Annotated in this window: 27 protein-coding genes and 2 pseudogenes; 10 read left to right on the top strand and 19 right to left on the bottom strand. The window is 35.2% G+C overall.

Annotated features, from left to right (window positions below; all coding sequences use genetic code 11):
* The first annotated feature begins 422 nt into the window (after positions 1-422).
* From ACH6CY_RS04680 to ACH6CY_RS04670, 3 genes are all read left to right on the top strand, one after another.
* Positions 423-794: a carboxymuconolactone decarboxylase family protein gene (locus ACH6CY_RS04680; RefSeq protein WP_374066106.1), complete on the top strand. Its 372-nt coding sequence runs from the start codon at positions 423-425 to the stop codon at positions 792-794.
* A 177-nt stretch (positions 795-971) separates the two neighbouring features.
* Positions 972-1622, top strand: coding sequence for a 7-cyano-7-deazaguanine synthase QueC (gene queC / locus ACH6CY_RS04675; protein ID WP_374066105.1), 651 nt, complete (start codon positions 972-974; stop codon positions 1620-1622).
* 21 nt (positions 1623-1643) lie between these two features.
* Positions 1644-2468, top strand: coding sequence for an alpha/beta fold hydrolase (locus ACH6CY_RS04670; RefSeq protein ID WP_374066104.1), 825 nt, complete (start codon positions 1644-1646; stop codon positions 2466-2468).
* Between the two features lie 149 nt (positions 2469-2617).
* Here the strand turns inward: ACH6CY_RS04670 and ACH6CY_RS04665 are convergent.
* Positions 2618-3177 (bottom strand): annotated as a pseudogene (locus ACH6CY_RS04665) (GNAT family N-acetyltransferase).
* 230 nt (positions 3178-3407) lie between these two features.
* On the opposite strand from ACH6CY_RS04665, the gene ACH6CY_RS04660 reads away from it, so the two are divergent.
* The gene (locus ACH6CY_RS04660) at positions 3408-4043 is read left to right on the top strand and encodes an FMN-dependent NADH-azoreductase (protein WP_374066103.1); all 636 of its coding nucleotides are present in this window, start codon (positions 3408-3410) and stop codon (positions 4041-4043) included.
* Positions 4044-4107: 64 nt separating this feature from the next.
* Here the strand turns inward: ACH6CY_RS04660 and ACH6CY_RS04655 are convergent, their stop codons facing one another.
* From ACH6CY_RS04655 to ACH6CY_RS04590, 14 genes are all read right to left on the bottom strand, one after another.
* Complete coding sequence (locus ACH6CY_RS04655; protein ID WP_374066102.1) at positions 4108-5712, bottom strand: ABC transporter permease; 1605 nt, start codon at positions 5710-5712, stop codon at positions 4108-4110.
* Positions 5712-6617: an ABC transporter ATP-binding protein gene (locus tag ACH6CY_RS04650; protein WP_374066101.1), complete on the bottom strand. Its 906-nt coding sequence runs from the start codon at positions 6615-6617 to the stop codon at positions 5712-5714. Before ACH6CY_RS04650 ends, ACH6CY_RS04655 begins: the two co-directional genes overlap by 1 nt.
* Positions 6614-7261 carry a TetR/AcrR family transcriptional regulator gene (locus ACH6CY_RS04645; RefSeq protein ID WP_374066100.1) on the bottom strand — a complete coding sequence of 216 codons (648 nt, stop codon included), beginning with the start codon at positions 7259-7261 and terminating at the stop codon, positions 6614-6616. The genes ACH6CY_RS04650 and ACH6CY_RS04645 overlap by 4 nt, the downstream gene beginning before the upstream one ends.
* Before the next feature lie 219 nt (positions 7262-7480).
* On the bottom strand, positions 7481-7633 hold the full coding sequence (locus tag ACH6CY_RS04640; protein ID WP_374066099.1) for a hypothetical protein: 153 nt from the start codon (positions 7631-7633) through the stop codon (positions 7481-7483).
* Between the two features lie 313 nt (positions 7634-7946).
* Positions 7947-8036 carry a putative holin-like toxin gene (locus ACH6CY_RS04635; protein ID WP_255307033.1) on the bottom strand — a complete coding sequence of 30 codons (90 nt, stop codon included), beginning with the start codon at positions 8034-8036 and terminating at the stop codon, positions 7947-7949.
* Between the two features lie 288 nt (positions 8037-8324).
* Positions 8325-8558: a heavy-metal-associated domain-containing protein gene (locus tag ACH6CY_RS04630; protein WP_374066098.1), complete on the bottom strand. Its 234-nt coding sequence runs from the start codon at positions 8556-8558 to the stop codon at positions 8325-8327.
* A 149-nt stretch (positions 8559-8707) separates the two neighbouring features.
* Entirely contained in the window at positions 8708-10564 is a 1857-nt protein-coding gene (locus ACH6CY_RS04625) for a heavy metal translocating P-type ATPase (protein WP_374066097.1), read from the bottom strand.
* A 222-nt stretch (positions 10565-10786) separates the two neighbouring features.
* Positions 10787-11479 carry a Crp/Fnr family transcriptional regulator gene (locus tag ACH6CY_RS04620; protein ID WP_374066096.1) on the bottom strand — a complete coding sequence of 231 codons (693 nt, stop codon included), beginning with the start codon at positions 11477-11479 and terminating at the stop codon, positions 10787-10789.
* Between the two features lie 15 nt (positions 11480-11494).
* Entirely contained in the window at positions 11495-12055 is a 561-nt protein-coding gene (locus ACH6CY_RS04615) for an AAA family ATPase (RefSeq protein ID WP_374066095.1), read from the bottom strand.
* Positions 12056-12137: 82 nt separating this feature from the next.
* On the bottom strand, positions 12138-13232 hold the full coding sequence (locus ACH6CY_RS04610; protein WP_374066094.1) for an ABC transporter permease: 1095 nt from the start codon (positions 13230-13232) through the stop codon (positions 12138-12140).
* Positions 13229-14506 (bottom strand): ABC transporter permease, encoded by a 1278-nt coding sequence (locus ACH6CY_RS04605; protein WP_374066093.1) that lies wholly within the window; start codon positions 14504-14506, stop codon positions 13229-13231. The genes ACH6CY_RS04610 and ACH6CY_RS04605 overlap by 4 nt, the downstream gene beginning before the upstream one ends.
* An 18-nt stretch (positions 14507-14524) precedes the next feature.
* Entirely contained in the window at positions 14525-15457 is a 933-nt protein-coding gene (locus tag ACH6CY_RS04600) for an ABC transporter ATP-binding protein (RefSeq protein ID WP_374066092.1), read from the bottom strand.
* 104 nt (positions 15458-15561) lie between these two features.
* The gene (locus tag ACH6CY_RS04595; RefSeq protein WP_374066091.1) at positions 15562-16194 is read right to left on the bottom strand and encodes a response regulator; all 633 of its coding nucleotides are present in this window, start codon (positions 16192-16194) and stop codon (positions 15562-15564) included.
* Positions 16191-17024, bottom strand: a complete 834-nt coding sequence (locus ACH6CY_RS04590; RefSeq protein WP_374066090.1) for a sensor histidine kinase — start codon at positions 17022-17024, stop codon at positions 16191-16193. Before ACH6CY_RS04590 ends, ACH6CY_RS04595 begins: the two co-directional genes overlap by 4 nt.
* 523 nt (positions 17025-17547) lie before the next feature.
* On the opposite strand from ACH6CY_RS04590, the pseudogene ACH6CY_RS04585 reads away from it, so the two are divergent.
* From ACH6CY_RS04585 to ACH6CY_RS04575, 3 genes and pseudogenes are all read left to right on the top strand, one after another.
* Positions 17548-17970, top strand: a pseudogene (locus ACH6CY_RS04585) (PAS domain-containing protein); the annotation flags it as partial.
* 42 nt (positions 17971-18012) lie between these two features.
* Entirely contained in the window at positions 18013-18504 is a 492-nt protein-coding gene (locus ACH6CY_RS04580; protein ID WP_374066214.1) for a methyl-accepting chemotaxis protein, read from the top strand.
* Positions 18505-18609: 105 nt separating this feature from the next.
* Positions 18610-19050, top strand: coding sequence for a GNAT family N-acetyltransferase (locus ACH6CY_RS04575; protein WP_374066089.1), 441 nt, complete (start codon positions 18610-18612; stop codon positions 19048-19050).
* A 13-nt stretch (positions 19051-19063) separates the two neighbouring features.
* Here ACH6CY_RS04575 and ACH6CY_RS04570 read toward each other — a convergent pair whose 3' ends face one another.
* The 4 genes from ACH6CY_RS04570 to ACH6CY_RS04555 form a co-directional block, all read right to left on the bottom strand.
* Positions 19064-20068 carry a FecCD family ABC transporter permease gene (locus tag ACH6CY_RS04570; protein WP_374066088.1) on the bottom strand — a complete coding sequence of 335 codons (1005 nt, stop codon included), beginning with the start codon at positions 20066-20068 and terminating at the stop codon, positions 19064-19066.
* On the bottom strand, positions 20065-21051 hold the full coding sequence (locus tag ACH6CY_RS04565) for a FecCD family ABC transporter permease (protein WP_374066213.1): 987 nt from the start codon (positions 21049-21051) through the stop codon (positions 20065-20067). Before ACH6CY_RS04565 ends, ACH6CY_RS04570 begins: the two co-directional genes overlap by 4 nt.
* A gap of 177 nt (positions 21052-21228) precedes the next feature.
* Positions 21229-22107: an iron-hydroxamate ABC transporter substrate-binding protein gene (locus ACH6CY_RS04560; protein WP_374066212.1), complete on the bottom strand. Its 879-nt coding sequence runs from the start codon at positions 22105-22107 to the stop codon at positions 21229-21231.
* Positions 22108-22148: 41 nt separating this feature from the next.
* A complete protein-coding gene (locus tag ACH6CY_RS04555; RefSeq protein WP_374066087.1) occupies positions 22149-22958 on the bottom strand; it encodes an ABC transporter ATP-binding protein in 810 nt (269 codons plus the stop codon).
* Positions 22959-23094: 136 nt separating this feature from the next.
* Between ACH6CY_RS04555 and ACH6CY_RS04550 the strand changes: the two genes are divergently transcribed.
* The 3 genes from ACH6CY_RS04550 to ACH6CY_RS04540 all read left to right on the top strand — a co-directional run bounded on the left by ACH6CY_RS04550 (position 23095) and on the right by ACH6CY_RS04540 (position 26512).
* A complete protein-coding gene (locus ACH6CY_RS04550) occupies positions 23095-24147 on the top strand; it encodes an NAD(P)/FAD-dependent oxidoreductase (protein ID WP_374066086.1) in 1053 nt (350 codons plus the stop codon).
* 73 nt (positions 24148-24220) lie between these two features.
* Positions 24221-25591: an aldehyde dehydrogenase gene (locus tag ACH6CY_RS04545; protein WP_374066085.1), complete on the top strand. Its 1371-nt coding sequence runs from the start codon at positions 24221-24223 to the stop codon at positions 25589-25591.
* A gap of 192 nt (positions 25592-25783) precedes the next feature.
* Entirely contained in the window at positions 25784-26512 is a 729-nt protein-coding gene (locus tag ACH6CY_RS04540; RefSeq protein ID WP_374066084.1) for a MerR family transcriptional regulator, read from the top strand.
* The last annotated feature ends 203 nt before the right edge of the window (positions 26513-26715 follow it).

Raw genomic sequence — 26715 nt, 5'->3', positions numbered from 1 at the left:
TGAACAATTAAAATTCACGCCCTTTGATTTTGTCAGAGGGCGTTTTTGTTTGAATAAAAAATAACACTTTCTAACCCTAATGTCAGAACGTGTTTTAATAGTTATAAGAGTTGACCAAGAACATAGTTGATTAAAAACCATAGAATTCCAAAAAAAATGATAAGATACGTTATATATTTGATCAATGCAACCCCTACTTTACTGGAATCTGATTTCTTTTCTTTTTTTCAACTTCAATATCTTTGTTATGTTCCATAGAAACACACCCTCCCTATATAATAAATCACATATTTTTAATTTGTCTATTACTAACTAATTACCTAATTTCTGTATTAAAAAATATATTAAGGGGATTATCCGCGTTTGGATAGGAGCATGACTTATGGGAAAACTATAGTGACAACTTAAAGAGGTGGGATTAAATGAAGCACAATGAAGAAAAAATCGATAACTACTTTGACCAATCTGTAATGGATTACAAAGAAGGGACAGCCTATTTACAAAAAACACTTCCTTATGTAACCGAACATTATATGTCATTTACAGACGCTTGTTTTAAATCAGGAGCACTCGATAAAAAACAAAAACAACTAATCGCATTAGGTATTAGTATTTTTGCACAGGATGCGTATTGTATCATTTATCATACAAAAGGCGCAGTGGAAAATGATGCAACAGAACAGGACATAGCAGAGACTATCGGAGTAAGCACTGCACTGGGTGGTGGTGCCGCCTTTGCACAAGGTGTCACACTTGCTATCGACACATTCCATCATTACAAAAAAGAAGAGTAGCAAAAAAAAGCATCCATCTGATGTGCCCCCTAGAGTTAGACCAAAAATCTAATTCTAGGGATTTTTTATTGTCAGTATACTAGTATTAACTGTACAATAGTCTTTACAAAATAAACTAAATCAACCAAAATAATAATTAAATCATTCTAATTATTCATAAAGAAAGGGGCGAGATAAATGGGCAACAAAAAAGCTATTGTTGTTTTTAGTGGTGGACAGGATAGTACAACGTGTTTATTTTGGGCATTAGAGCGATTTGAGCAAGTAGAAGTGGTAACTTTTGATTACCAGCAACGTCATCATAAAGAAATTGAGGTAGCTAAACAAATAGCAGTTAAGTTAGGGGTAAAACAAACGATATTAGATATGTCTTTATTAAATCAGCTTGCACCTAATGCATTAACAAGGTCAAACCAAACAATCACAGAAGGAGAAAACGAAGAATTACCTTCTACTTTTGTTCCTGGTCGAAATTTGTTATTCTTATCCTTTGCAACGATCTTAGCTAGACAAAGTGGAGTAAAGCATATTATTACTGGTGTAAGTGAAACTGACTTTAGTGGTTACCCTGACTGTAGGGACATGTTTATTAAATCACTCAATGTCTCATTAAATCTATCAATGGATGATCAATTTGTGATACATACCCCGCTTATGTGGTTAGACAAAGCGGAAACATGGAAATTAGCTGATCAATTAGGGGCTTTCGATTTTATTCGAAAGGAAACACTAACTTGCTACAATGGTATTCCAAGTGATGGATGTGGTGAATGCCCAGCATGTCAATTAAGAAAAAAAGGATTGGAAGCATTTTTAGCAACACAGTAATTTAAAAGGAGTATACGAGCAGTGAGAAAGAGAAAATTAAGTTTTACATTATTCATGTGCGTCATTCTATCTTTCCTTGTTTTGCTTGCTTTTGTATATGCCAAGCCAACTGATTCAACTAAACAACATGAACACACTCCCACTCTGTTTGTACATGGCTATAAAGGAGGACCTCGTTCATTTGAAACCATGCTTAATAGACTTGAAAAAAAACAATTAGGAGAAAAAACAATGGTGATACATGTTGCTTCAAACGGTAAGATAGCAACGAGCGGTGACTTAGCTGAAAAACACCCGTCTTTTATCCAAGTTATCTTTCAGAACGATCGAGCAACGATTGCACAGCAAACACAATGGATGGAAAACATACTTCATCAGTTGAAGGAAGTTTACAACATTCGACAAGTTAATTTAGTTGGACATTCTATGGGAGGTCTTACCGCAACCAATGTCATTTTACATAACACAAAAAAGAATACTATACCTACAATAAAGAAACTTGTTGTTATTGCAAGTCCATTCAAAGGAATTGACAGCCCTAATTACTTTTTAGTCAACACAGGAGAAGCTGCAGTTGATTTAAAAACAAGATCAGAAGCATTGAAAAAAATGATTGCAAATAAAGAAAAGTTCGACCCTACTATTGACGTATTAGCTATTGCAGGAGTAATTGACCAAACAGGAACAGATGGAATAGTCAGCTTGATTAGCGCAATGGGAATTGAAGAGATTGTGAATGAAGATCAGCTTCAGCGTGAAATTTTCAATGATAACAAAGCTACACATTCTGGTCTACACGAACACACTGGTGTAGATCAAAAAATCGGCTCATTTTTATGGAAGTGAACAGGAATGTTTTATGATTCTAACCAAGCAGTCCTTCTTAAAAAGTTTGAGGTTAATGTTGAGCAGTATAGGGAAGCGGAGTGGCGAGTAACTCACTTAATACTGCTCCAATACCGCATATTAATACTAGCTATAAAAAATAAAGCTCTTTATCTAAGCTTTGCATAGATACATGTATTGCGCAATCGCGATCCATCTAACGCAACGGAGTCATTGATAAACAACCCTTCTTGCTTAAAGCCTAAGTGCTCAGGTATCGCTCGACTTTTAACATTTTGTTCATCACAACAAATTTCAATTCGATTGGCACCTAGTTCAAGAAAAGAAAAATCACAAATCCCCTGAACCGCTTCGGTCATATATCCTTTCCCACTATATCTAGTGTCAATCAATAGCCTATTTCAAACCGTGGTACTTCCCAATTTATTCGATGCAAGCCAGATGATGCAATAAATGCACCGGTCTCTTTAACAAAAACGAGTAATCGCAGATCTTCTCTTTTGATAAAATTGATATATGCCTCACGAATATTAATATCCGTCTCTTCTTCTGTCTAATCTTTCTGAGCAAACGGAAGCCATTGCTTTAATTCCTCTTTAGATGTTTGAATTGCTTCATAAACAACCTTTCCATCGGCTGACTTTGGACAACGAATAATTAATCGTTCCGTTTCAAATTCACTTGGAAAATCTAATAAAATAGGATTCAACTTCGGCTCACTTCCTTAATCAGATGATTTTAAATTAGTCTATCTCAACATGTAGAAATTGTAAATGACTTTCTTTTTATGTATTTGTTAATTACAATCCCTTTAATTTACATTTAATTCTACTATTAGAAAATGTTACATTGTTTCTATTTAGTAACTCGTGATATAATTCACATCGTTATAGGTATAATAAATTATAAAATATCAATTTAAAAGGATGTATGTAAACGATGGCAACCGTTTTATATGTAACAGCAAATCCAAAAAACGCTTCTATTTCTTATAGTAAAGCTGTTGGTGAGGCTTTTTTGCACGATTATAAATTAACTAATCCTAATGATGAAGTGATAGAACTTGATTTATATCAATCATATATTCCACAAATCGATCCGGATGTATTTCAAGGTTGGGGAAAGCTTCAAAATGGAGATGACTACACTTCACTTTCAGAAGAAGAACAGAAAAAAGTGAGCCGCTTAGAAGCATTGTGCAATCAATTTATTGCGGCTGATAAGTATGTATTTGTTACCCCATTATGGAATTTTTCTCTACCACCAATTATGAAAGCATATTTTGATGCAGTTGCAGTAGCAGGAAAAACCTTCAAACATACCGAGCAAGGCGCTGTTGGTTTATTAGAAGGTAAAAAAGCATTACATATTCAAGCTAGCGGCGGGATCTATTCTCACGGACCAACATCTGATAAAGAAATGGGACATCGTTACGTAAGAACAATTCTGAGTTTTTTTGGTATCGATGATGTTGAAGCATTATTTGTGGAAGGCCATGATCAAATGCCTGATAAAAAAGAAGAAATTAAGCAAATGGCAATCCAACAAGCAAAAGAATACGCGTCAACATTCTAATAATAATTCCTACAGATTTAACAGATAAAAAAGAAAGCAAACATTACATTTGCTTTCTTTTTTATTACCCTTGTATATCTCTTTTTTGATAGCCGAAGAAGCCGACAACAGTTAATGCAATAGCTATGATTGTTAATGTAATTAATGGTGTAAATGTTAGCTCATCTACCGGTAATTCTGGAATATGCGCAAAAGGAGACAGGTTGCTAATCCATTCTGGAAACTCTAATAACTCTCCTAAATACACAACGACAAAGGTGAATAATAGATAAAACCAGCTAAACGAAGTAAATCTTGGTGTTACTCCAAATATGAAAACTGCTACCCCTAAAATCACCCACAAAGCAGGTAGGTACACAAGCATTGCTTTAACAAGGATAGAAAATGTCGTGTCAATTTCCAATACTGCTAGGCCAGTAGATGCTAGACCAATCACAGACACCAATAGCATTAAAAAGCTGATAACAAAAGCAATGATGACATAACTTAATAATAATTTTTTTCTAGAAATATCTCGTGCTAGTAAATGCTCTGTTCGTTGCTTCTTCTCTTCCCCTCTAATTTTCAATATAGACATAATGACTGGAATGGTTGCCATAATAGCCATAACCACCATCAGCATCGACAAAAATTGCTCCGTTAGTGATATATTTTCATCACTAGCTAACATTTGTCTAATCATATCATTTTGTTCAAAAAACGTACCTAAATCACCTAAAACAGATCCGTAAGATGCACCGATAACAAACACACCAACCAACCATGCAATAATTGGTGTTCGTTGTAAACGAAGTGATAAACCAATAGGTGTTTGTAACAAACGAGATGCGTGTTTTTTTCCTCTTCTAGAAGGTAAAAGACCAGCACCAATATCTCGAACATGATTTAAATATAATGCTAATAGGAAAATACAGCTACCTATAAATAAAGTGAGTAAGATTGGCCACCAATAATTATTCACATATACTTCTGTTCCTAATATCCAGCCTAATGGAGAAAACCAGGAAACGGTAGTATTTCCAGCGTCACCTACCGCGCGTATGAAATAAGCGATTCCTAGTACAGTAAAAGACAGCATCATCGTTCCTCTTGCATTATCGGATAGCTGTGCAAAAAGCATTGTCACTGCAGCAAAGAAAATTCCTGTTACACCTAAAACAACGCCATATAATAAGGAACCTGCTAAATCAATACTCTCAATACCTAGAATAGCTAATCCAGCAGCAATTACAAGTGATAAGAAAATATTTGTGCCAAGAACAATAAACATTACTGCATTTGTTGGGGCAAGCCTACCAATTGGTAAAGCACGAAGCATTTCAAGCTGACCATCTTCTTCATCCGCACGCGTTAATCGAACAACTAATAAAATATTCATGATCGCAACGACAACTGCAGTCATTAATAACATTTGATGTGCCATCATTGCTCCATTCGTATAATTTTCAAGACCATACCCTTGCCCTACTAATGCAGACATTGCTGGATTTTTCATCGTTTCAGCCATCGTTTGTCGTTCTATATCACTTTGATATAAACCACTAAGAGATACTGCTGTAGAAATGGTTACAATCAAAAAAGACAGAACCCAAATCAATAATTTCATTCGCTCTCGCTTTATTAAAAATTGAACAAGAAAACCTGTTTGGTAATTAGCTTGATTGGTCATTAGCTAACACCTCCACCAGCACTTGTTCCTTCATAGTGACGCATAAATAGATCCTCCAATGTTGGTGGGGCACTTTCCAATTTAGTTATTCCAAACGGACTAATATACCGCATAATATGATCTAATTGATCTGCATCAACTTGGAATATAAAAGTTTTATCCTTTTGTTCAACGTCATAAACGCCAGTAAGTGAAGTTAAATTAGCCAGTTCCTTTTTTGTTTCAACAACTAAACGTACTCTTGTTAAATGTCTTAATTCATCTAACGAACCTGTTTCAATCATCTTACCTTGCCGAATAATACCTACTCGATCACATAAACGTTCTACTTCTGACAAAATATGACTAGACAGCAGAATGCTCGATCCTCCTTGCTTCGCTTCTTCTACATAAGATTGAAACACTCGTTCCATCAAAGGGTCTAATCCTGATGTAGGTTCATCTAAAATGTACAGATCTGCTTTTGCTGCAAATGCAGCTATTAGTGCTACTTTTTGACGATTTCCCTTTGAATAGGTTCGGCATTTCTTCGATGGGTCAAAATCAAAGCGTTCAATTAATTCCGCTCTTTTCTTCTTATCTATTTGCTTTCCACGCATTTTAACAAACAAATCAATTACTTCACCACCTGTAAGATTGGGCCACAAGTTTACATCACCAGGGACGTAAGCAATTCGCTTATGAATATTTACCGCGTCTGTCCAGACATCTTTCCCAAAAATTTTCGCTTCACCAGAGGTCGCCTTTAACAAACCTAGTAATACGCGAATCGTTGTTGATTTTCCCGCTCCATTTGGCCCGATAAAACCATAAACTTCCCCTCTACTCACATCTAAGTCAACACCATCTAACGCCGTGAAATTTCCGAATTTCTTTGTCACTTGACTCGCTTGCAAAATCGTCATACATTCCCCTCCACTTCTTGATAAAAAACTGTTCTTAACACATTCAAATAGTCATAAAACTCTTGCCAATACGGATCTAAATCAATCGAGTGAATATTCTTTCCTGCCAGCCGCTGCTTTAATTCTTCTTGGTAACCATCTATGGACCAACGTATCAGTTGAAAAGCTTTATTTGGATCAACATCCTTTCTAAACAAGCTATAATCAATATTGTCATACATTTTACTATAGCCCATCGTTTGTAACTGGTGATATTTTTCACTAATCTCAGTCGGCAACTCAGTTTGTTCTTCCAACATGAACGCACTAAGAAAATAAATTATAAATGGGTGTGTTTTAAATAATTGTGTTTTTAAATGAGCCATTTGATACATGCGAGTGATAAAGTCTTTCTCACTCGTGTCTATTCGTTGTAACAAATCATTAAGGGTTAAATCAAGACTGTAATTCAATAAATAATGATAAAGCGATTGTTTATTTTGAAAATAGTAGAACAGCATCCCTTTACCTATGCCAGCGGCTTTAACAATGCGATTGGTTGAAGCTCGTTGATACCCTTCTTCTGAAAATTCTTGTAATGCGGCATTGATAATTCTATTTTTCTTTTCTAAATCAAGGTTTTCAAAAGTATCATTAATAAGCAATCACCCCTTTCCAAAATATGTTCGACCACTCAAGTCTGCCTTATTATACCATTTTAGACCGATGTGGTCAATTTAAAACATGCATTATTTTCACTATTTATTACATGTGCTGAAACAGATGATAAAAAAAGCTTTTCGCAGGCAAAAAAACAAACTACAATTCACTTGAAATTATAGTTTGTTTTTCTCTAATATTTAATTTTTTGGTTCTACGTCAAATCACGTTGGTGAGTCAGAATAGTCATCTGAACGATTAGAAAAGCCAGACATAAGTCCATATGCCTTTTTTTTCACTATTAGATAAGTAACTCCACCGTAAACAAGTAACGTCCAAGCCATTATAATAAATAAAATCACATTACTTTTGTCCAAAATGATCAGCACTTATTCAATAAAGTATTTTGTCTTTTAATTATATGTACAGTTTACTACTGAAAGCAATATTTATATAAATAGATCGATTGTTTAATCTTTATAATACTTATCTGGTTGGAATTCCACAGATGAGTAACTCAGTTAATGAATTTTTAAAAAACGCATAACTATGGTATAATTAATATAATAAAAATTAAATCTAGGTCACAGTCGCCCTGTGACCTAATGATAAGCGGTTCCCCCAGAGGGATCGGCTATCTACAGATACGATAGACCTCTCCTAGTCACTTGTCAGGGTAAATAGGGAGGTCTATTTCTTATTAATCATTGAAACGACTAACGCGAGTAATGCAATCAATAATGTACCAAACCCAAATAGTACCATGAAGATTTCATACATCCCCACAGGCATCACCTCCCTACTTCGAGGCTAGCCGACCTTTCCCTAAAAGAACATTATCTGCTTGTATTATAGCATAATTTATTTAAAATGGGAACGAGTGTTCTTATTTACATTCAAAAGTCCTAGGTTCTAGTTGATTTAAGTCATTTACTCTTTGGTATAATTTATACAGCATTATCATGATTAATCGATATACAAATGAAGAAAACGAACTGAGTTTCTACCCTCTCAGTCCGCTTTCTCAGCATAATTATTATCCAGATTATTTTCTAGTTTTTCGTTAAATTACACAGCCGTTACTTTTGATTTAATCACTGGGTACCCTAATTTTTCAATCGTTTTTTCAATATCTTCAATTGATATAGTTTCTGAATTAAAAGCGATCTTTACTTTACTTGAATTAAACATTACTTTAACACTATCTTTCTCCACACCGTCCAATCCTCTTACTGCATTCTCTATCTTTTGTAGGCATGATGGGCATGATAATGTTTCTAATTGAATAGTTGCTTTTTTCATTATAAATCTCTCCTTTTTTTACATTAAGACTTTGCTATGTTCGCCTTTTCCCTCTACAATTCCAGTATAAAGCGTCAATGATTAAGAAAATTTGATCTAAATCAAGTTTTTTTATCTTTTAGTAGTTTTTTTGATTTCTATTCACTAATTCAGGAACTCTTCAATCGATAACTGAGCAATCTCATTCCATTCAAAATAACTACTAAAATACTTGCTTCGTGGACGAGCATTCCTATCGACATGTTCATCCACTCACTAAACAGCAAGCTAGCTAATAGAATCAATACAACACCTACAGCAATCACGATGTTCTGTTTCATATTTCTTGCAGTTGATTTAGTTAAGCCTAATGCGTGTGGTAAACGACTGAAGTCAGAATTCATCAAGACGACATCTGAAGTTTCGATTGCAACATCGGTGCCGCTTCCCATAGCTATTCCAGTATCAGCTAAGGCTAAGGAAGGACTGTCATTGACACCGTCACCTACAAAGGCAACAATTTTACCTTCTGTTTGTACTTTTACAATATATGCTGATTTTTGTTCCGGAAGCATATTTCCGTGTGCCTCTGTCAACTCGAGTTCGCGTGCAACTATATCAACTGTTCCTTGGTTATCACCAGAAAGTACAACAAGATTTTTCACACCGAGTCTTTTTAACTGTTGAAGATCCTGTTTCACACCTGACCGAACTTGATCACGAATGCCCATTAGAACCTTTAGTTCTCCATCAACCGCTGTTAAAACAAGCGAGTTTCCATTTTGCTCAAAATTTTTGATATCATCTTTTATTTTTTTTGTTAAATGAACATTTTCCTTCTCCATAAGCGATTCATTACCAACAACAACATGATGACCATTAACTCGTGCAGTAATACCACCTCCTTTTTCGACCTCAGTTTGGTCCACTGTAAAAAGGGGTGTTTCACCTATGTGATTCAAGACGGCTTTTGCCAATGGATGGTCGGATTCACGCTCTACACTAGCTAAATAACTAAGTGCCTCTTTCTTTTCCGTTCCATAAAATTCTATTTCTGCTACTTCCGGGTTACCTACTGTTAACGTTCCTGTTTTATCAAAGAAAATCGTGTCTACTTTACTAAAATCACTGATGACTTCACTTCCTTTTAAAAGCACACCATTACGTGCACCATTTCCAATCCCAGAAACATTAGATACAGGTACTCCAATGACTAATGCTCCAGGACAACCTAATACTAGCACTGTGATGGCTAACTCAATATCAGATGTGAATAGCCAAACGATAATTCCGAGAACTAAAACAGCAGGTGTGTAATATTTAGAAAATCGATCAATAAATCGCTCCGCTGCTGACTTCGAATCTTGCGCCTCTTCTACCAACTCAATAATTCGCCCAAACGTCGTATCTTCGCCAACTCGATCGGCTTGAATTTGAATCGTTCCATTTTCCAGAATTGTTCCTGCAAAAACTTTTGATCCTTTTGTTTTACCTACTGGAACAGATTCGCCTGTAATGCTCGCTTCGTTAATATGACCTTCCCCAGTCATTACTGTCCCATCTACCGGTATTTTCCCTCCAGTCTTTACTAACAGTACGTCTCCCTCATCTACGTCATCCACATCTACTGATGCAAACTCACCATTTTGCATTTGTTTTAAAGCACTATCGGGAGCCATTTCAGTTAACCTTTTAATAGCTGAGCGCGTTTTGTTTAAGGTACGCTGTTCTAAATAAGTACCAAATAAAAATAAAAAAGTAACAATGGCTGACTCTTCATAGTTTTGTATGATTACAGCTCCAATTACCGCGATTGTGACTAAAACATCAATACTAACAACCTTTACTTTTAAAGCCTGATAAGCTTGAATTGCAATCGGAGCTCCCCCAAGAATAGACGCAATGATAAGAGACACATTAAAAACAAATGCATTACTTAAACTAAAGTGAGCAAAAAAACCAATGATAATTAGGATTGCACTAATTAACGTAATTTGATTTTTCTTCCCTAAAATAAAATATTGCATGCTATTTTCCTCCATGTATATAAATATTTTGTGTGAATGCTATGGATCAGCTGAAAAATTTGTTTACTTCATTTAATGTTATTTTACTTGCTATCTAACGTCTTTAATTTGATCTATATCAAATGCGACAAAAGAAATAACATCTTTAACTGGGTAGTTGTCATTTAAATATAAAAAAAACAAGTTTAATGAAGAGTTTTCATCAAACTTGCCTTATACAATCTATTTTTTAAATTGATTGATATCTTTAATTAAAATTCCACGTTGCCCTTCTAGTTTAATTAACCCCTGCGACTCCATAGTAGCTAGATTTCTGCTCAATGTCTCGAGTGTTGTGCCAATCAGACCTGCTAGATTTCCTTTACTTAATGGTAACGTAATAAGTAAGTCTTTCTCTTTACCAGGAGCCTGTTCTTTAGCAAACTGTATCAATGCATGCGCAATACGTTGCTCTACATGATGAAGCGTTAACTGTTCAATATGATTTTCCATATTTTCTACTCGTTCACTGACTACTTCTAATAATTTACGAGCAATCTCTGGGTATGCCTGAATAATGGCTTGCATATCGTTCCGCTTAATCATACATAGCTTCACATCCGTTAATGCCTCTGCTTGACTCGTATAATGATATTCTCTAAACAAAGATAATTCACCAATGGAGTCCGTATGTGTCAATATGCGTAAAATTTGTTCTTTACCATCTTGATTAATTTTAGATAGTTTCACCTTACCGTCATTTACAACAATTAATCCCTGCGCTTTATCCTGTGGCATAAAAATCAATGAGCCTTTTTCGTATGAGATACTTTGTAGATGTTTACTTATCTTATCCATTTCTTCTTCTGTAAGATGATTAAAAATCGGTACATGAAATAAACACAAGCGGTCTGTTTGATGATTACAACCTACCATTCTACTGCTCTCTCCTTAAAATTGAAATGCTTCTTTTATTTTTAACGCTACTTCTTGTGCAGTCAAATTAGTATTATCTATACGAATATAATTCTCAGCAGTTATTTCATTTTGAAATGAATTTAACCGATATGTTTTCATCGTTCGCAATAACTCAGCTTCAGATTGTTCTGTATTACGTTTCGTTGCTTTATGCGTTAAACGATTAGGTGTTATGTTTCGCTTTAAACGTTCCTCTACATCTGCTTCTAATTCAACATAATATATCGTTGCACCAGCTTTTTCAAAAATGGAAGTTGAATGCTGTACGAAATCCCAATCTTCTTGTTCATTGAATGCCCAAACATAGGTGAATATAAAACCTGGCAAGTCACTATGAGCCACTTCTGTGAAAATTTCATTTCGAAACAGGTTAACTAACCGCTCAAAACCTGGTGTTCCAAAATCAAAGAATGGCTGCACTAATTCAATTGTCATATGATTATGAAATAGTTTAAAAGCCGTTAATTTTTCTAATTCATGACCAATCGTCATTTTCCCAACTGCCTGTGGACCGAATAACAAAATAAATTTCATCCAAAAACCTCCATTTTGTTTATCTATCATCATATCGTTCCATAGACTCGTTTTCAAGGCATATCTAAACATGTATATCAGGTTACTGTTTTATGCGTTCCATTAAATTGATGGCAATCCCCATACAAATAACTCCAAATAACACCAAAATTGAAATTGGTTCTAATATAGCACTTAAACTTTTATTATACATCAGCACATCTTTCAGCGCTTCTACACCATAATATATAGGCATACCTTTTGAAAGTGCCAACATAAAAGGATTAGAAACTGCTTCTATCGACCAGAATGCTCCTCCTAACATAGCCATTGCTGTAGCAATAATTGGATTAATCGCTTGTAATTGTTGCGGCGTACTAGCTATACATAGAATTAACATCCCTAATGATACAATGGCAAATACGTAGCATGCAATACTTACTAACATTGCACCCCAAGAAGCATTTAAATTATAACCGAAAACGAAATCAAAAATTAAAAAAACCGTACAAATTTGCACAAATCCAATTATAAAACAATACAGTAAATTCCCTAGATATATTTGCCACTTTTTGACCGGTGACAAAATTAATCGATTCCATGTTCCTGTTCGTTTTTCAATCATAATGTTAGACAAATGTGAAAAGATGGTGAAAATAACAAAAAAAAGTGTCATTCCAATCAAAACTTGATATCTATGTGCATCTGCATTGGAGTAATTACTAGGGTTTAATGTTTTTGTATTCACGGTTAACACCGGATCTTCTAAAGCAGATTCTATTTTATGATGAACAGATCTGTCATCTAGTGATTGGTTTAACTGACGCATAGCTCTTTCTTGTTCAAATAACTGATGTACATATTGTTCCACTATCCTTTGATTAGGGTCTTCTGTGCTAACTAAAAATTGATAATTATTCTGCTGTATTTCAAGTACATAATTTAATTTACCAGATTGCACATCCGCTTGCGCTTTTTCCTCTGTTATTTTTTTGAATTGAAATTGTTCAGATTGATTAAGTAACTCTAGCCATTCAGACACTTCAAAATCACTATAAACATACACTGTTTCAGGTTGTTCTGAAGTCCCAAATCCTGACATCATCCCAACAAATAAAATGGTCAGACCAAAAAATGAAAAGATTAACATGGGCGCTCGCTTGATCCGAATTAACTGTAAAATTAAAATTGACTTCAAACGGATGACCTCCTTTTTGGAAAGATAATCACGCTTAGAATAAATAAAGTTATAGAAATAATAACCAATTTACTACATGCAAAGGTAAGGTTACTTAGTGAGACGCCTTGCATCCATTGGATATAAGCAGATAATGCCGCACCATTCGGAGTCCATTCCCCTATTATCCGTATAAAGTCCGGAAGTTGTGATGCAGGGAAAAAACTTCCGCCTAAAAACGCAAAAATAGTTACTACTCCACCTGAAAACATCGTATTTACATGATCACTATTCATACGAACAGATACCGCCGAAAGAATGGTCCCTAATGCACCGACAGAACATGCGAGCAAAAAGGATATCAACACCATGCCGAACCAAAAAGAAATACTATACCCTTTAAACGATTGAAAAAGAAACGTTGAAATCAACATTAAAATAAATAATTGTAACAACACAATGCTTGTCGTAGAAATAAATTTACTAGTTAAATAGGTAATAGGCGATTTTCCACTTAAAATAATACGATTAAACACATGTTGTTTTTTTTCAATATGTGCTTGACTTCCAATCGTGGATGCGACATACAAGACGAACATCACCGCCATTCCAATTGTATAATACTGCATTGCCGAGATTGGCTTTTCATTTGAAGCAATAGTAATTGTTCCACCTAATGACTCCACTGATTCTCCCTTAAAGTTTATCTTTTTATCCGTTACGGATGCCGCTACTGCCTGAAAATTTAATGATTGTGAAAACCTTTCTACTACTTGCTTAACAATGCTTGCTTTTAAACTTTCTTCTTCCTCTACGATTAAATCCATCTGACTTCCAGGACCTTCTAAAAGAAACATTTTACTTAATGTGTGAAAGGTAAAATCTTCTGGAAGAATAACAATCGCTGCAATTTCTTCTTGCTCTAACGCTTTTATCGCTCGTGCTTTACTCATCTCTCTAACGTCTATCATCTCTTTTAACTTGTCTTTTTGAAACACTTCCCGCAGTAAAGTATAAGGAAGTACGTCTTTCGAAGTAGTCATCAGCTTCATTTTTATTTCCTCAGGTGCATCAAGCTGTGTAACCTCAGCTTTAAAAGCTTCCACCCCTTCCTGCTCCTGGTCTTGAGAAACAATAGCTATACTCATATGAAGAACTTCAGCCTCATCACTCCATATACCTCGTAGTGCAAATCCTAATATAGAAATAAGAATAACTGGCATTAAAATTAAAATGATGAGTTCATTTCGCTCTCGAATCAATACTAATATATCTTTTTTTAAAAAGTTAAACATTTGTCTGGCCTCCTTTCATTAATCTCGCAAGGTACGACCTGTGAGGTGTAAAAAAACATCCTCTAACGTTGGAATTTGTACAGTTACATTCGTCACTTGTATACCAAATGCTTCTGTCTGATGGAAAATGCTGGCTAACTTATTACTATCTTTTGGGACAATCAGTTTTATTCCCTTATCCGTTTCTGATGCTTGTAATATATCTTTATCCTTTGCTAATGCTTCCATTAATGATGGTGAAGATGAATGCGTCTCAATCAATATAGTTTCCTCATTCGAAAGCACACGTTTCAACTCTTTCTTCGTACCGGATGCTATAATTTTACCGTGATCCATAATATATACGCGATCACATAGTTTTTCTACTTCCTCCATGTAATGGCTCGTATATAAAATAGTCAATCCATTTTCTTCATTAAGTCGTTGAACCATTTCCAAAATATAGTTTCTTGATTGAGGATCAATACCTACTGTCGGTTCATCCATAATTAATATTTCTGGTTCATGTAGTAGGGCAACAGCAATATTAATTCGACGTTTCATTCCTCCAGAATACGTTTTGACAACATCTTTTTTTCTTTCTTTTAAACCAACCATCCGTAAAACTTTATCAATTTTATCTTCTAATTGCTTGCCACGAATTCCGTAAATTTTTCCAAAAAATTTTAAATTTTCATAAGCTGATAATTCTTCATATAGTGCAATTTCTTGCGGAACAACCCCTAACACATTTCGAATGAGTTGCGGGTGCTTAACGACACTCTTTCCATTTAATCGAACATCACCCTCCGTAGGTTTAATCAACGAAGAAATCATCGATATTGTCGTTGATTTACCAGCCCCGTTTGGACCTAAAAGTCCAACAGATTCACCTTTTTCGATGTAAATATTTATTCCATCTACGACAAGCTGATTTTTAAATTTTTTTTGTAATGCCTCTGTTTCAATCAACCCAATTACCTCCTTTTTACTTGTTTGTATTACTACTATATAAAGAAAAAGACAGTACAAATACTGTCTTTAGTCACAATTTCATTCATCTTCTATTACTAAAGTCATACAATATGATGCCGAATAGCGTAAATAGCTAGCTGCGTACGATCTCGCAATTCTAATTTATCTAAGATTATACTAATATGATTCTTTACTGTTCCTACAGATAAATAGAGTGCATCCGCTACTTCTTTGTTGCTTTTTCCGTTTCCTAGTTGTTGTAGAATTTCTAATTCACGAGGAGTTAGTGAAGGATCAACACTTCTTTCTTGTTGTTGATTAATTAAAGTAGGCATTATTTTTGCTGCTACTTGATCTTGGAGTGACAAGCCACCGGATAAACAGCTTCGAATCGCCCGAATAAGATCCTCGGCTTCTGCATCTTTTAACATATATCCGTTGGCACCACTTCTTAGTGCTTCAACTGCATAATTTTCATCGTTAAAAGTTGTTAACATTAATATTTTTCGATTTGGCCACCTTTCATGAATAATCTGTGCTGCTGTTAGACCATCCATTACTGGCATACGAATATCAAGTACAATAATGTCACAAACATGGTTTTCACATGCCGTAACCGCTTCTTTTCCATTTTCAACTTCAGCTATCACAGTTATTTCCGAATCTGTTTCCATCATCATTCGCAAGCCTTGACGTACCATTTTTTGATCTTCTGCCAAAATAATTCTAATCATTTGTCGATCAGCTTCCTCTCCAATGGAATCATCCCTCTAACAATGAACTGTCCTTGGGATTTTTGAACATTCAATTTCCCACCAACATGTTCCATTCTTTCCTGCATAGACGTTAGTCCAAACCCCTGCTTTACACATGATTGGTGTTCAAATGGGTTGCTTATTTCTACTTGAAAATAATTATTTGCCACTGATTCAAAAAGGATTGTCGCCTCCTTCACATGGCTATGTCGCATCATATTTGTAAGTGATTCCTGAACGACGCGATAAACAGCAACCGTTTGTTCATTTGATAAAGGGGCAGTAAAAGCACCATTTTTAATTGAAAATGTAATACGAACATGACTTTCCGCTTCTAACTTACGTATTAGCCGGATGATAGCTGACAGCCCACCTTCCTCTTCATTTTTCAACGTTTTAACTGCACTTCTCGTTTCATCTAAACTTATTTTAGCTAAATCTTTTATATTAGAGAGCTGCTTTTTTGTTTTTTCATCTGTTGATTGCATTCGCATCACTTCTAATTGCATTAACAGCGCCGTCAGTTGGTGACCAACCGAATCATGCATATCACGAGCAATTTGTTCTCTTTCTTCTTTTCTAGCTAGCTTATCTGTGGTTACTAATCTTCTCTTCACCGTACGAAATTCGCTTTGTAGCGCCTCATATAGTTCACTGATTATTTTTTCTTTCCTACTAGTTTGATAAAATGCTAGAAAAGCAAAGCCAATTAAACAAGCAGTAAATACAATGTTAATTATTACCTCAACATTTCGCAACAAAAAATATGGAATAATTGCTAATGTAATAAGGTACACATAAGTAATCATAGCATATCGGAAAGGCAATCGATAAAACCCTTTTCCTGCAATTAACAAATAAGTAAGAAAACTAAAAAAGGAGATATTTTCTACTTGAAATATATGAAAAATACTAAAACATAGCAATCCCATTAGAAAAAACAGTAGCATATGTATAAGAGAATAAGGTCGACATAAGGGCGATAGAAAATACAATCCCCAAAAAAGTGCACTCAGTAGCAGAATCATTGGTTGACCAAACAAAGTCCCATACGAAAAAAACAATGCGATAAACCATGTGCATATAAATACCAAAGACCATAACCAATACGATCGCATTATCTGAACTCCTCACTAGATGACATTTTTATATCTAGCATAGCAAATATATTTTTGTAAAGGAATACTATCCTAGTTTCAATTAATCTTTTACTTTTATAATTTTGGAAAGGATAGAAATTTGACTCTATGTCAAAAGTCTCAAACAACTTAGATGAAACATATTTACTTATATACAGTTATGGATATATAATCATTGTATAAAAGATACACGATGTTATATAATGTTTTTCCAACAATTCCAAAACGCAGGAGAGATAAAATGTCAACAAATACAACAACCAATCAAATGGATGGATTAGTTATACAAACAATTGAAAAAAACATAGCGATGATACGTTTTGATCTTGAACAACGAGTAACTTATGTTAATCCAATTTTTGCAGAAACAATGGGCTACACTGCCACTGAAATGCTTGGAATGGATCATCGATCATTTTGTTTGCCTTCTTTTGTAAATAGCAAAGATTATCAACATTTTTGGGATAATCTTTTTTCCGGAAAAAGTTTTCAAGATAAGATTGAACGGAAGCATAAGCAAGGAAAATCGGTTTGGTTAGAAGCGACTTATATGCCTATAATAGACGAACAAAACACTGTCGTCGGTATTTCTAAAATTGCTACTGACATCTCCCACCGACAAAATACTATCTCAAACGTAGTAGAAGAACTACAGCATATGGCAGAAGATCTAAATCACCGTGCGGAAAAAGGAATCGCACGTGGAACAGAAATTTCTCAAACCATTGAGACGATTGCTTCTGTGTATAAAGATAATGGCTTGACATTAAAAAACCTACAAAAACAAGCAGATGTTATTCAAGGTATTGTCCAAACGATTCGAAAGATTGCCTCACAGACAAATTTGTTAGCTTTAAATGCTGCAATCGAGGCTGCAAGAGCTGGTGAACACGGGCGTGGCTTTAGTGTAGTTGCTGAAGAAGTCCGTAAGCTATCGACTGGTGTAGATGAATCGATTACTGAAATTCGAGAAAATGTCGAATCGATTACAAAAGAAATACAAGCCATTACTGATGGGACGAACAAAGTACATCACCATATCGATCAGACACAAGTAAACATGAAACTAGCTACAGAAGATTTTGATAATATATCTTCTGCTGCCGATAAATTAGACAAACGAGCACAAGAGGTAAGTAACATTATCTAACCCTTGATCCTTTGCGTAATCTATTTATTAGACTACGCTTTTTTTATTGAAATGATTATAAATATCTACTATGATAAACGAATAAGGTATTGAGGAGGATATCACATGAAAATAACTCAAGTTACCTCCAAAGAACAATTGGAAAAGGTTTATCAGCTTCGTAAAGATGTATTTGTTGAAGAACAAGACATTCCGATTGAATACGAATTTGATCAACATGATAATAATCCAAGCACCGTACATATTTTGCTTGAAGTAGAAGGACAAGCATTGGCAACTGGACGTTTGCGTTTCGTGAATCAACAAGGTAAATTAGAGCGTATTTGTGTCGATTCTCGTTTTAGAAAGCATGGACTAGGAAAAGAAATTGTTGATGCTTTGGGAAAAATTACACGAAGTAAAGGAATCCATACTGTTTATTTACATGGTCAAACTCAAGCAGAACAATTTTATCAAAAGTTAGGATATGAAACAAAATCAGCAGCTTTTCTAGAAGACGGAATCCCACACTATGTAATGAAGAAAATACTAGGACGGAAATGTTAAACCCTCCGTCCAATTATTTGATTAATAGATAAATAAAGTATGGTGCTCCTATTAATGCGGTGACAATCCCTGCGGCAATCCCATCTGGCTCTAAAACATTCCTTCCTATCGTATCTGCGATTAGTAATAATAAACCTCCTAATAGCATAGCTACTGGAAGAAACAACTGGAACCGTGGTCCAACAAGATTTTTCGCAATATGCGGAGCCATCAATCCAACAAAGGCAATCCCACCTGTCACAGAAACAGCTGCAGCTGACAACGCAACCGCCACACCAATTAAAACAAACTGTTCTCTTGACCTGTTTATCCCTAAACCAACAGAAACATGATCATGTAAAGTTAAAATATTTAGCCGATTAGCTTTATATAAAACAAACGGAAGTAACACTAGCAGCCAGGGTAACATGGCTAGAATAAATGGCCAATCCGAACCCCAAATGCTCCCTGCCAGCCAATTTGCTATAAAGTCAACTTTTGCTCGTTCAGCTGAAGAAATAATAACAATCATCACACCAGATAAAGCCATGGAAATACCAACACCCATTAATACAAATTTCACTGGCTGTAGTCCTTGATTTTTTTGATAAGAAAGTTTAAAAATCACCATAGCCGTCAAACATGCACCAAGAAAAGCAATGCCCGGCAACAAATAAACAAATACCCCTGCTTCGACAGGGAAAAACAGATAAAAGATAGCAATCGCTACGCCAGAACCAGCATTAATTCCTATAATCCCTGGATCTGCCAAATCATTTTTTGTAATACCTTGTAAAATCGCACCAGAAGTTGCTAGCGCTATCCCGGCTAGGATTGTAATTAAAACTCTAGGAAGACGTACTGTGAATAAGATAAACTCCTCTTTCATTGTACCTTGACCAAATAAAGTAGGTAGCAATCGATTAACTGGTAATGAAGCATAGCCTAGCGCAATACTAATAAAAAATGTACAAATGATTGCAAGCAATAAAAACACAAGAATAATTCGTTGTTTTTTTATAATCGATGGATCAATCATGAGAAGGTCTTCCCTCCTTTATGAACTAGAAAAAGAAAAAAAGGCAACCCAAGTATGGAAACAATCGCTGCTATTGGTGTTTCATACGGTGCATGCAACGTACGAGCTAACGTATCTGCTAACAACAAAAAACTTGCCCCAACAAATGCGGAAATAGGAATAATAAAACGATAATCACTACCAACCATCGCACGTACAATATGTGGAATCATGAGTCCAACAAAAGTTAAATTACCTACTAGTGCAACCGAAGAACCTGTCAATATAATAATAACAACGAATAAAAGTGCCTTAATGAAACGTGTACGCTGTCCCAGGCCAACAGCAACTTCTTCATTAAAACTAAGTATAGTTAATTGTCTTCCTAAAAATAATGCAATAATGGTTGCCCCTATCATACAAGGAATGATGATAGATAATTGTTGCCAGTTTGATCCGATGAGCCCACCAGCTGTCCACATAGAAATATCTTTTGAAATATGAAAATATAATCCTATCGCTTCAGCAATAGCACCTAAAAATGCTGAAATAGCTGCGCCAGCTAACACAATTCTAAAAGAAGAAAAACCACCACGCTTGATCGAAGCAATGCTAAAAACAAGCGAAGCACCAACCCCGGCACCAAGAAAACAAGCTAGTAATATGCCAAAATAATTTATAGTTGGTAACCAAGCGAGTGTGATTGCCAAGGCTAAGTTCGCTCCTGTCGTTAAACCTAACAAACCGGGGTCTGCTAATGGATTACGTGTTAAACCTTGCATCAGAGCACCGGCCACAGCTAATCCACCACCAACAAATACTGCTGCAACTTCACGAGGAAAACGAATCTCCCAAATGATTGAGGCCATATCCGTTTTATCCGAATCAATGATCGCATACCAAAGGTCAACAACTGTAATATCTGCTGCTCCAAAAACAAGAGCGATTAACAATGCTGATAGCATAAGACAACACGCTAAAATCATTTGTAATATAAACGGCATTCTTTTTAGCAAAAATAATCGCTCCTTTATTCAAAAAATCTGTTACATAAATGTATTGTTAAGACGAAGACCCATGCTATGCTGTACATCAAATTTATTTTCAAACGATTCTAACATACTACCTTTCCTAACGTGCAATAAACAGGATCCCCAAAAATTAGAATCCTGTTTGTTTCCTTAGTCCTTCCCTAAAAAACTCTTTTCAAAGAAATCTAATTGGTAGTCTAATGTTGTTGCATCATTAAAATAAAAAGCCTGTGCATCCACTTCATATATATGACCTTGTTTTACAGCTGGAATATCTTTATATGTCTTTGTTTCTTGAAAGGAGGTTTCCGTTTCGGCGTTTTTACTAAAAATAATGTAATCACCAGCATACTCTGGTAATACTTCAGGAGAGATGGCATAGTAACCATCAGTCAATGCCATTTCTTTTACTTTGTCCGGCATTTGCAGTCCCATTTGTTGATATAGAATCTCTGTTCCTCGACCCCAGTTATCGCCAAACACATATAATTGCTTTTCAAAATTTTCTATCACAGTAACAGTAGCTTCTTCACCAATTTTTGCTTTAATTTCTTCACCGATACTATTCGCACGTGCTTTAAAATCTTCTACCCACGCTCTTGCTTCTTCTTCTTTATTCACTAGTTTACCAATTTCAATATGTTGGGTGAGATAGTCCACTTTGTCATAAGTAAAAGTGACCGTGGGGGCGATTTCTTTAAGTTTGTCTACATTATTTATATTCGACAAACCAATAATTAAATCCGGTTCAAGTTCAAGTAATTTTTCTAAACTTTTATCAGAAACCTCTTCTACATCTGCGAGTTCTTCATCAAAATTCGGATTCATTTTAGTCCAAGTATCTACACCAACCATATTCACATCTAATTCCATCAAATTGCCTGCAAATGTAGACAATACTACTACTCTCTTAGGATTAGCAGGAACTTCTACAGAGCCATTCTCTAATTCATAAGTAATTGTCTCTTTTTCACCTGTATCTTCAGCTTCCTCTGTTTGATTCGTACATCCGACAATAATTACGAACATTGCTAATATCATAAATAATTTCTTCACAACACATTCTCCCCTTAATTTGCTTGTTTAGTTATTGATTGTTTAATTAAATTGTAACTCATACACATCGGTCTGTTCGAACATGGATCTTGACATACATTCGCATCGATATGGAATACACTTCTTAATACTTCATGACAAACGACAATATCTGGACTGCCTGTTTGCACAATCTCTCCTTGTTTCATTGCCACCATATAATCAGCGAAACGAGCTGCTTGATTAATATCATGCAAAACCATAACAATCGTTCTACCTTCAGCTTGGTTTAAATATTGGAGAAGTTCTAATATCTCTAATTGATGCGCCATATCTAAATAGGTAGTTGGTTCATCTAAAAATATGATGTCAGTATCTTGCGCAAGTGCCATTGCAATCCAGACTCTTTGACGCTGTCCACCTGATAATGCATCAACAGAATAATGCTTATAGGAGAGCGTGCTAGTCATTTCTAATGCCCAATCAATCATCTGCTTATCACGCTTTGTCAACCTTCCTAATCCTTTTTGATAAGGAAAACGTCCATAAGACACCAGTTCCCCAACTGTTAAATCGGGCATGCTTTCTGGCGTTTGTGGAAGAATAGCTAATTTTTGAGCTAATTCTTTCGTGTTTTGGGTATGAATAGAAGCACCATCCAAAACAACCTTCCCCTGATCTGTAGTAATGATTCTGGTCATTGCTTTTAATAATGTTGATTTCCCACAGCCATTCGCTCCGATAATTGCTGTGATTTTTTGATCTGGAATAGTAATCTCCATATTTTTAACAATTAGGTCATCACCGTACCCAACAGATAACTTTTCCGTAAACAAACGAGACACAAAAGGACCTCCTTATGATTTTATATTGATAACGATTCTCATTTTCGTTTATAATGGTAATATACTTATTAAAGGTAGGTCTTGTCAACTTAATTTTTAAACATATGATTCGTCACATAGAAATGGAGGAAATACAATGACAACAAACACGACATATGATGTAACCATTATCGGTGGTGGTCCAGCTGGATTGTTTGCCGCCTTTTATAGTGGTCTCCGTGGATTAAAAACAAAGGTGATAGAATTCCAACCATACCTCGGTGGTAAAGTTCATGTCTACCCTGAAAAAATGGTATGGGATGTAGGAAGTGTTCCACCGTTAACCGGGGCACAGTTAATTGAACAAATGATCGAGCAAGGATTAACCTTTGATCCTACTGTGATTTTAAATACAAAAGTGACATCAATTACACAAGATAAACATAACATCTTTCACTTACATACAAACGAAGATATTACACATTATTCAAAAACCGTGATCGTTGCAATTGGCGGTGGAATTTTACAACCACAGCGTTTAGAATTAAAACATATTAGTCATTTTGAACAAACCAACTTACATTACTTAATGAAGCCACTTACCTATTTTAAAAATAAAGATATCCTTATCTCTGGTGGTGGACATTCTGCTATCGATTGGGCAGCTGAATTGGAGCCGCTCGTGAATAAAATTTATTTAACCTATCGTGGAGATACCTTTAGAGGGCATGAAACAGTTACAGAGAAAGTATTATCCAGCGAAAAAGTAACAAGCTTTTTCGAAACAAATATTACTAAATTCATTTCTTCTGATTCAGGGAATACTATCGAACAAGTTGAATTGACTGAAACAGAATCTAATAAAAAACATCTGATAGCAGTTGATGATGTCATCGTTCATCATGGCTATATTCGAGATAATAGCTTGTTGCAAGATAGTCCTTTACAAATAAACTTACATGATGATTATTTTATAATGGGAAGTTCCTTAAGTGAATCATCTGTAGAAGGGCTATATGCTGCAGGAGATATTCTTCATCACGATGGGAAATTACACTTAATTGCTGGAGCATATCAAGATGCAGCCAATGCAATAAATATGGCTAAAAGGTATTTAGATCCCGAAGCCTCTAAACATGCGATGGTGTCTTCACATAATGATAAATTCAAACAAAAAAATAAAGCAATCATCGAGCAACAAATGAAATAATTTTCCCTATTTATTTTATTTACTCATTACACAGCCTATTCATGCTTTATAATTGGTAGTGGGGGTGTACGTATTGAATCAAATAAATTTAATTTTTCAGAGTCAGACATGTTTTTTTAAAACCGGAGAATCAAAGGCCTTATCTTTTCGTTTGCAAGCATTGAACAATCTAAAACTAGCAATTAAAAAGCATGAAAATACGATTCTTTCAGCAATTCGACAAGATTTAAATAAATCTGAATTTGAAGGCTTTCTAACAGAGATAGGAATATTGTATGAAGAAATAGATTTTGTAAAGAAAAGACTAAAGCAGTGGATGAAGCCAAAACGTGTAAAAACAGCAATCACACATCTTGGATCAAAAAGTGTTATTTATCCAGAACCTTATGGCGTTACGTTAATTATTGCACCATGGAATTATCCGTTTCAACTAGCTATCGCTCCATTAATTGGGGCGATAGCAGCTGGTAATACCGCAATCATTAAACCTTCTGAATTGACTCCTCATACTTCAGCAGTATTGACACAATTAATAGAGGAAACGTTTGATTCAGATTATATTGCCACAATAGAAGGGGATGCCAAAACGAGTCAGGCCTTATTAAAGCAGCCATTTGATTATATTTTTTTCACAGGAAGTACTCCTGTAGGAAAAATTGTGATGGAGCAAGCCGCAAAGCATTTAACTCCAGTTACATTAGAACTTGGAGGAAAAAGCCCTGCTATTGTACATGAGGATGCTAACCTCAAATTAGCAGCAAAACGAATCGCATGGGGGAAATTTACGAATGCGGGACAAACTTGTGTTGCTCCAGATTACATTTATGTCCACGAAAATATAAAGGTAGCTTTTCTACAAGAGCTACAACAGGCTATTACAGATTCATATGGTGAACAACCTTTAGACAATCCAGACTTCCCAAAAATTGTTAATGATAATCACTTTAATCGTCTACATCAACTTCTAGATAACGGAAATTTGATTTATGGAGGTAAATCAGATCTTGAAAAATGTAAAATAGAACCGACTATTTTAACAGATATCGATTGGGAAACGCCAGTGATGAAAGAAGAGATATTCGGCCCAATATTGCCTATCATGACTTATTGCCAGTTACCAACGGTTATTACCGCATTATCAGGTCAACCAAAACCATTAGCACTATACCTATTTACGGAAAACAAACAAATCGAACAACAAGTCGTTGATCACATACCATTTGGTGGTGGCTGTATTAACGATACGATGTACCATTTAGCTACGCCACATCTTCCTTTTGGTGGTGTTGGACATAGTGGAACTGGCTCTTACCATGGTAAAGCAAGCTTTGACACATTTAGTCATTATAAAAGTATATTAAAGCAAACAACAAAGTTTGATCTTCCATTACGATATCCTGGATCAGAAAAAAGATTTAAATTAATTAAGAAGTTTTTTAAATAATGTTTATAAATGTGCGATCACGGTGATATCCCCATTAGAGAGGAAGACGTGATCGCACATTTTTTGTTGAAACAATAATCAATGTATTATGATCAATCAAAACAAAGAAAAGAAGAATAATTTTCAAAAGATTCCTTGACCTTAACGTTACGTTATAGATTATGCTTGATTTACAAAGGAGGGAAAAAATTAATGAAAGTGAAAGAAGTAGCTGATTTAGTTGATATTAGTGTGCGCACACTGCATCATTACGATGAAATAGGTTTGTTAAAGCCAGACAAAACAACTGAATCAGGGTACCGTAGCTATTCTCATAAAAACCTAGACGACTTACAGCAAATTCTCTTCTTTCGCGCACTCGATGTTCCTTTGAAAAAAATTAAAAAGATCATGCAAGAACCAACTTATGATAGAAAGAAGACATTACAGTTGCACCGAGAAAATCTTCTACAGAAGCAAAAGCAAATTGCTCAAATGATTGAAACAATTGATCGGACACTATTGCATGAAAAAGGAGAGATTATCATGACGAACGAAGAAAAATTTAAAGGATTTAGTTTTACTAAAGGGAACCCTTACGAAAAAGAAGCGAGAGACGAATGGGGTGACCAAGCGATTGATCAGGCCAAGGAACGAGTTAAAGGAAATGAAGAAGAATTGGCTGGACGTATGAATCAAGTTTACGCTGATCTAGCTACTATTCGCCACACGTCTCCATCATCTGAAGAAGCACAAGTGCGAATTGAAAAATGGTTCTACCTTTTAAATGAGATGGGTAACTATTCGCTTGATGTATTTTCAGGCTTAGGGGAAATGTACGTAGCAGATGAACGATTCACCAAAAATATTGATCAGTTTGGAGATGGATTAGCCGTTTTTATGCGTGATGCAATGCGGACATATGCAGAAAATCATAAATAAATGAGGTTAACACTAATAACCAACAAGCAAGCGTATTTTACTCCTTGACATAAGCCACCATTTCAATATGAAGGGGTGGCTTGTTCTTGATTTACCTATGTTATTATTCATTTACTATCGTATTATGTTCAGCTTAATAACAATCTTATCCACTGTTGACAACACTATGAATAGTGTAAACCGTTAATCTAGATTAAATTTCA

This window comes from Paraliobacillus sp. JSM ZJ581, from assembly GCF_044383835.1.
Taxonomy (GTDB): Bacteria; Bacillota; Bacilli; order Bacillales; family Amphibacillaceae; genus Paraliobacillus.
The sequence above is the reverse complement of the archived record's forward strand: the minus strand, read 5'-3'. Positions and strand labels throughout refer to the sequence as shown.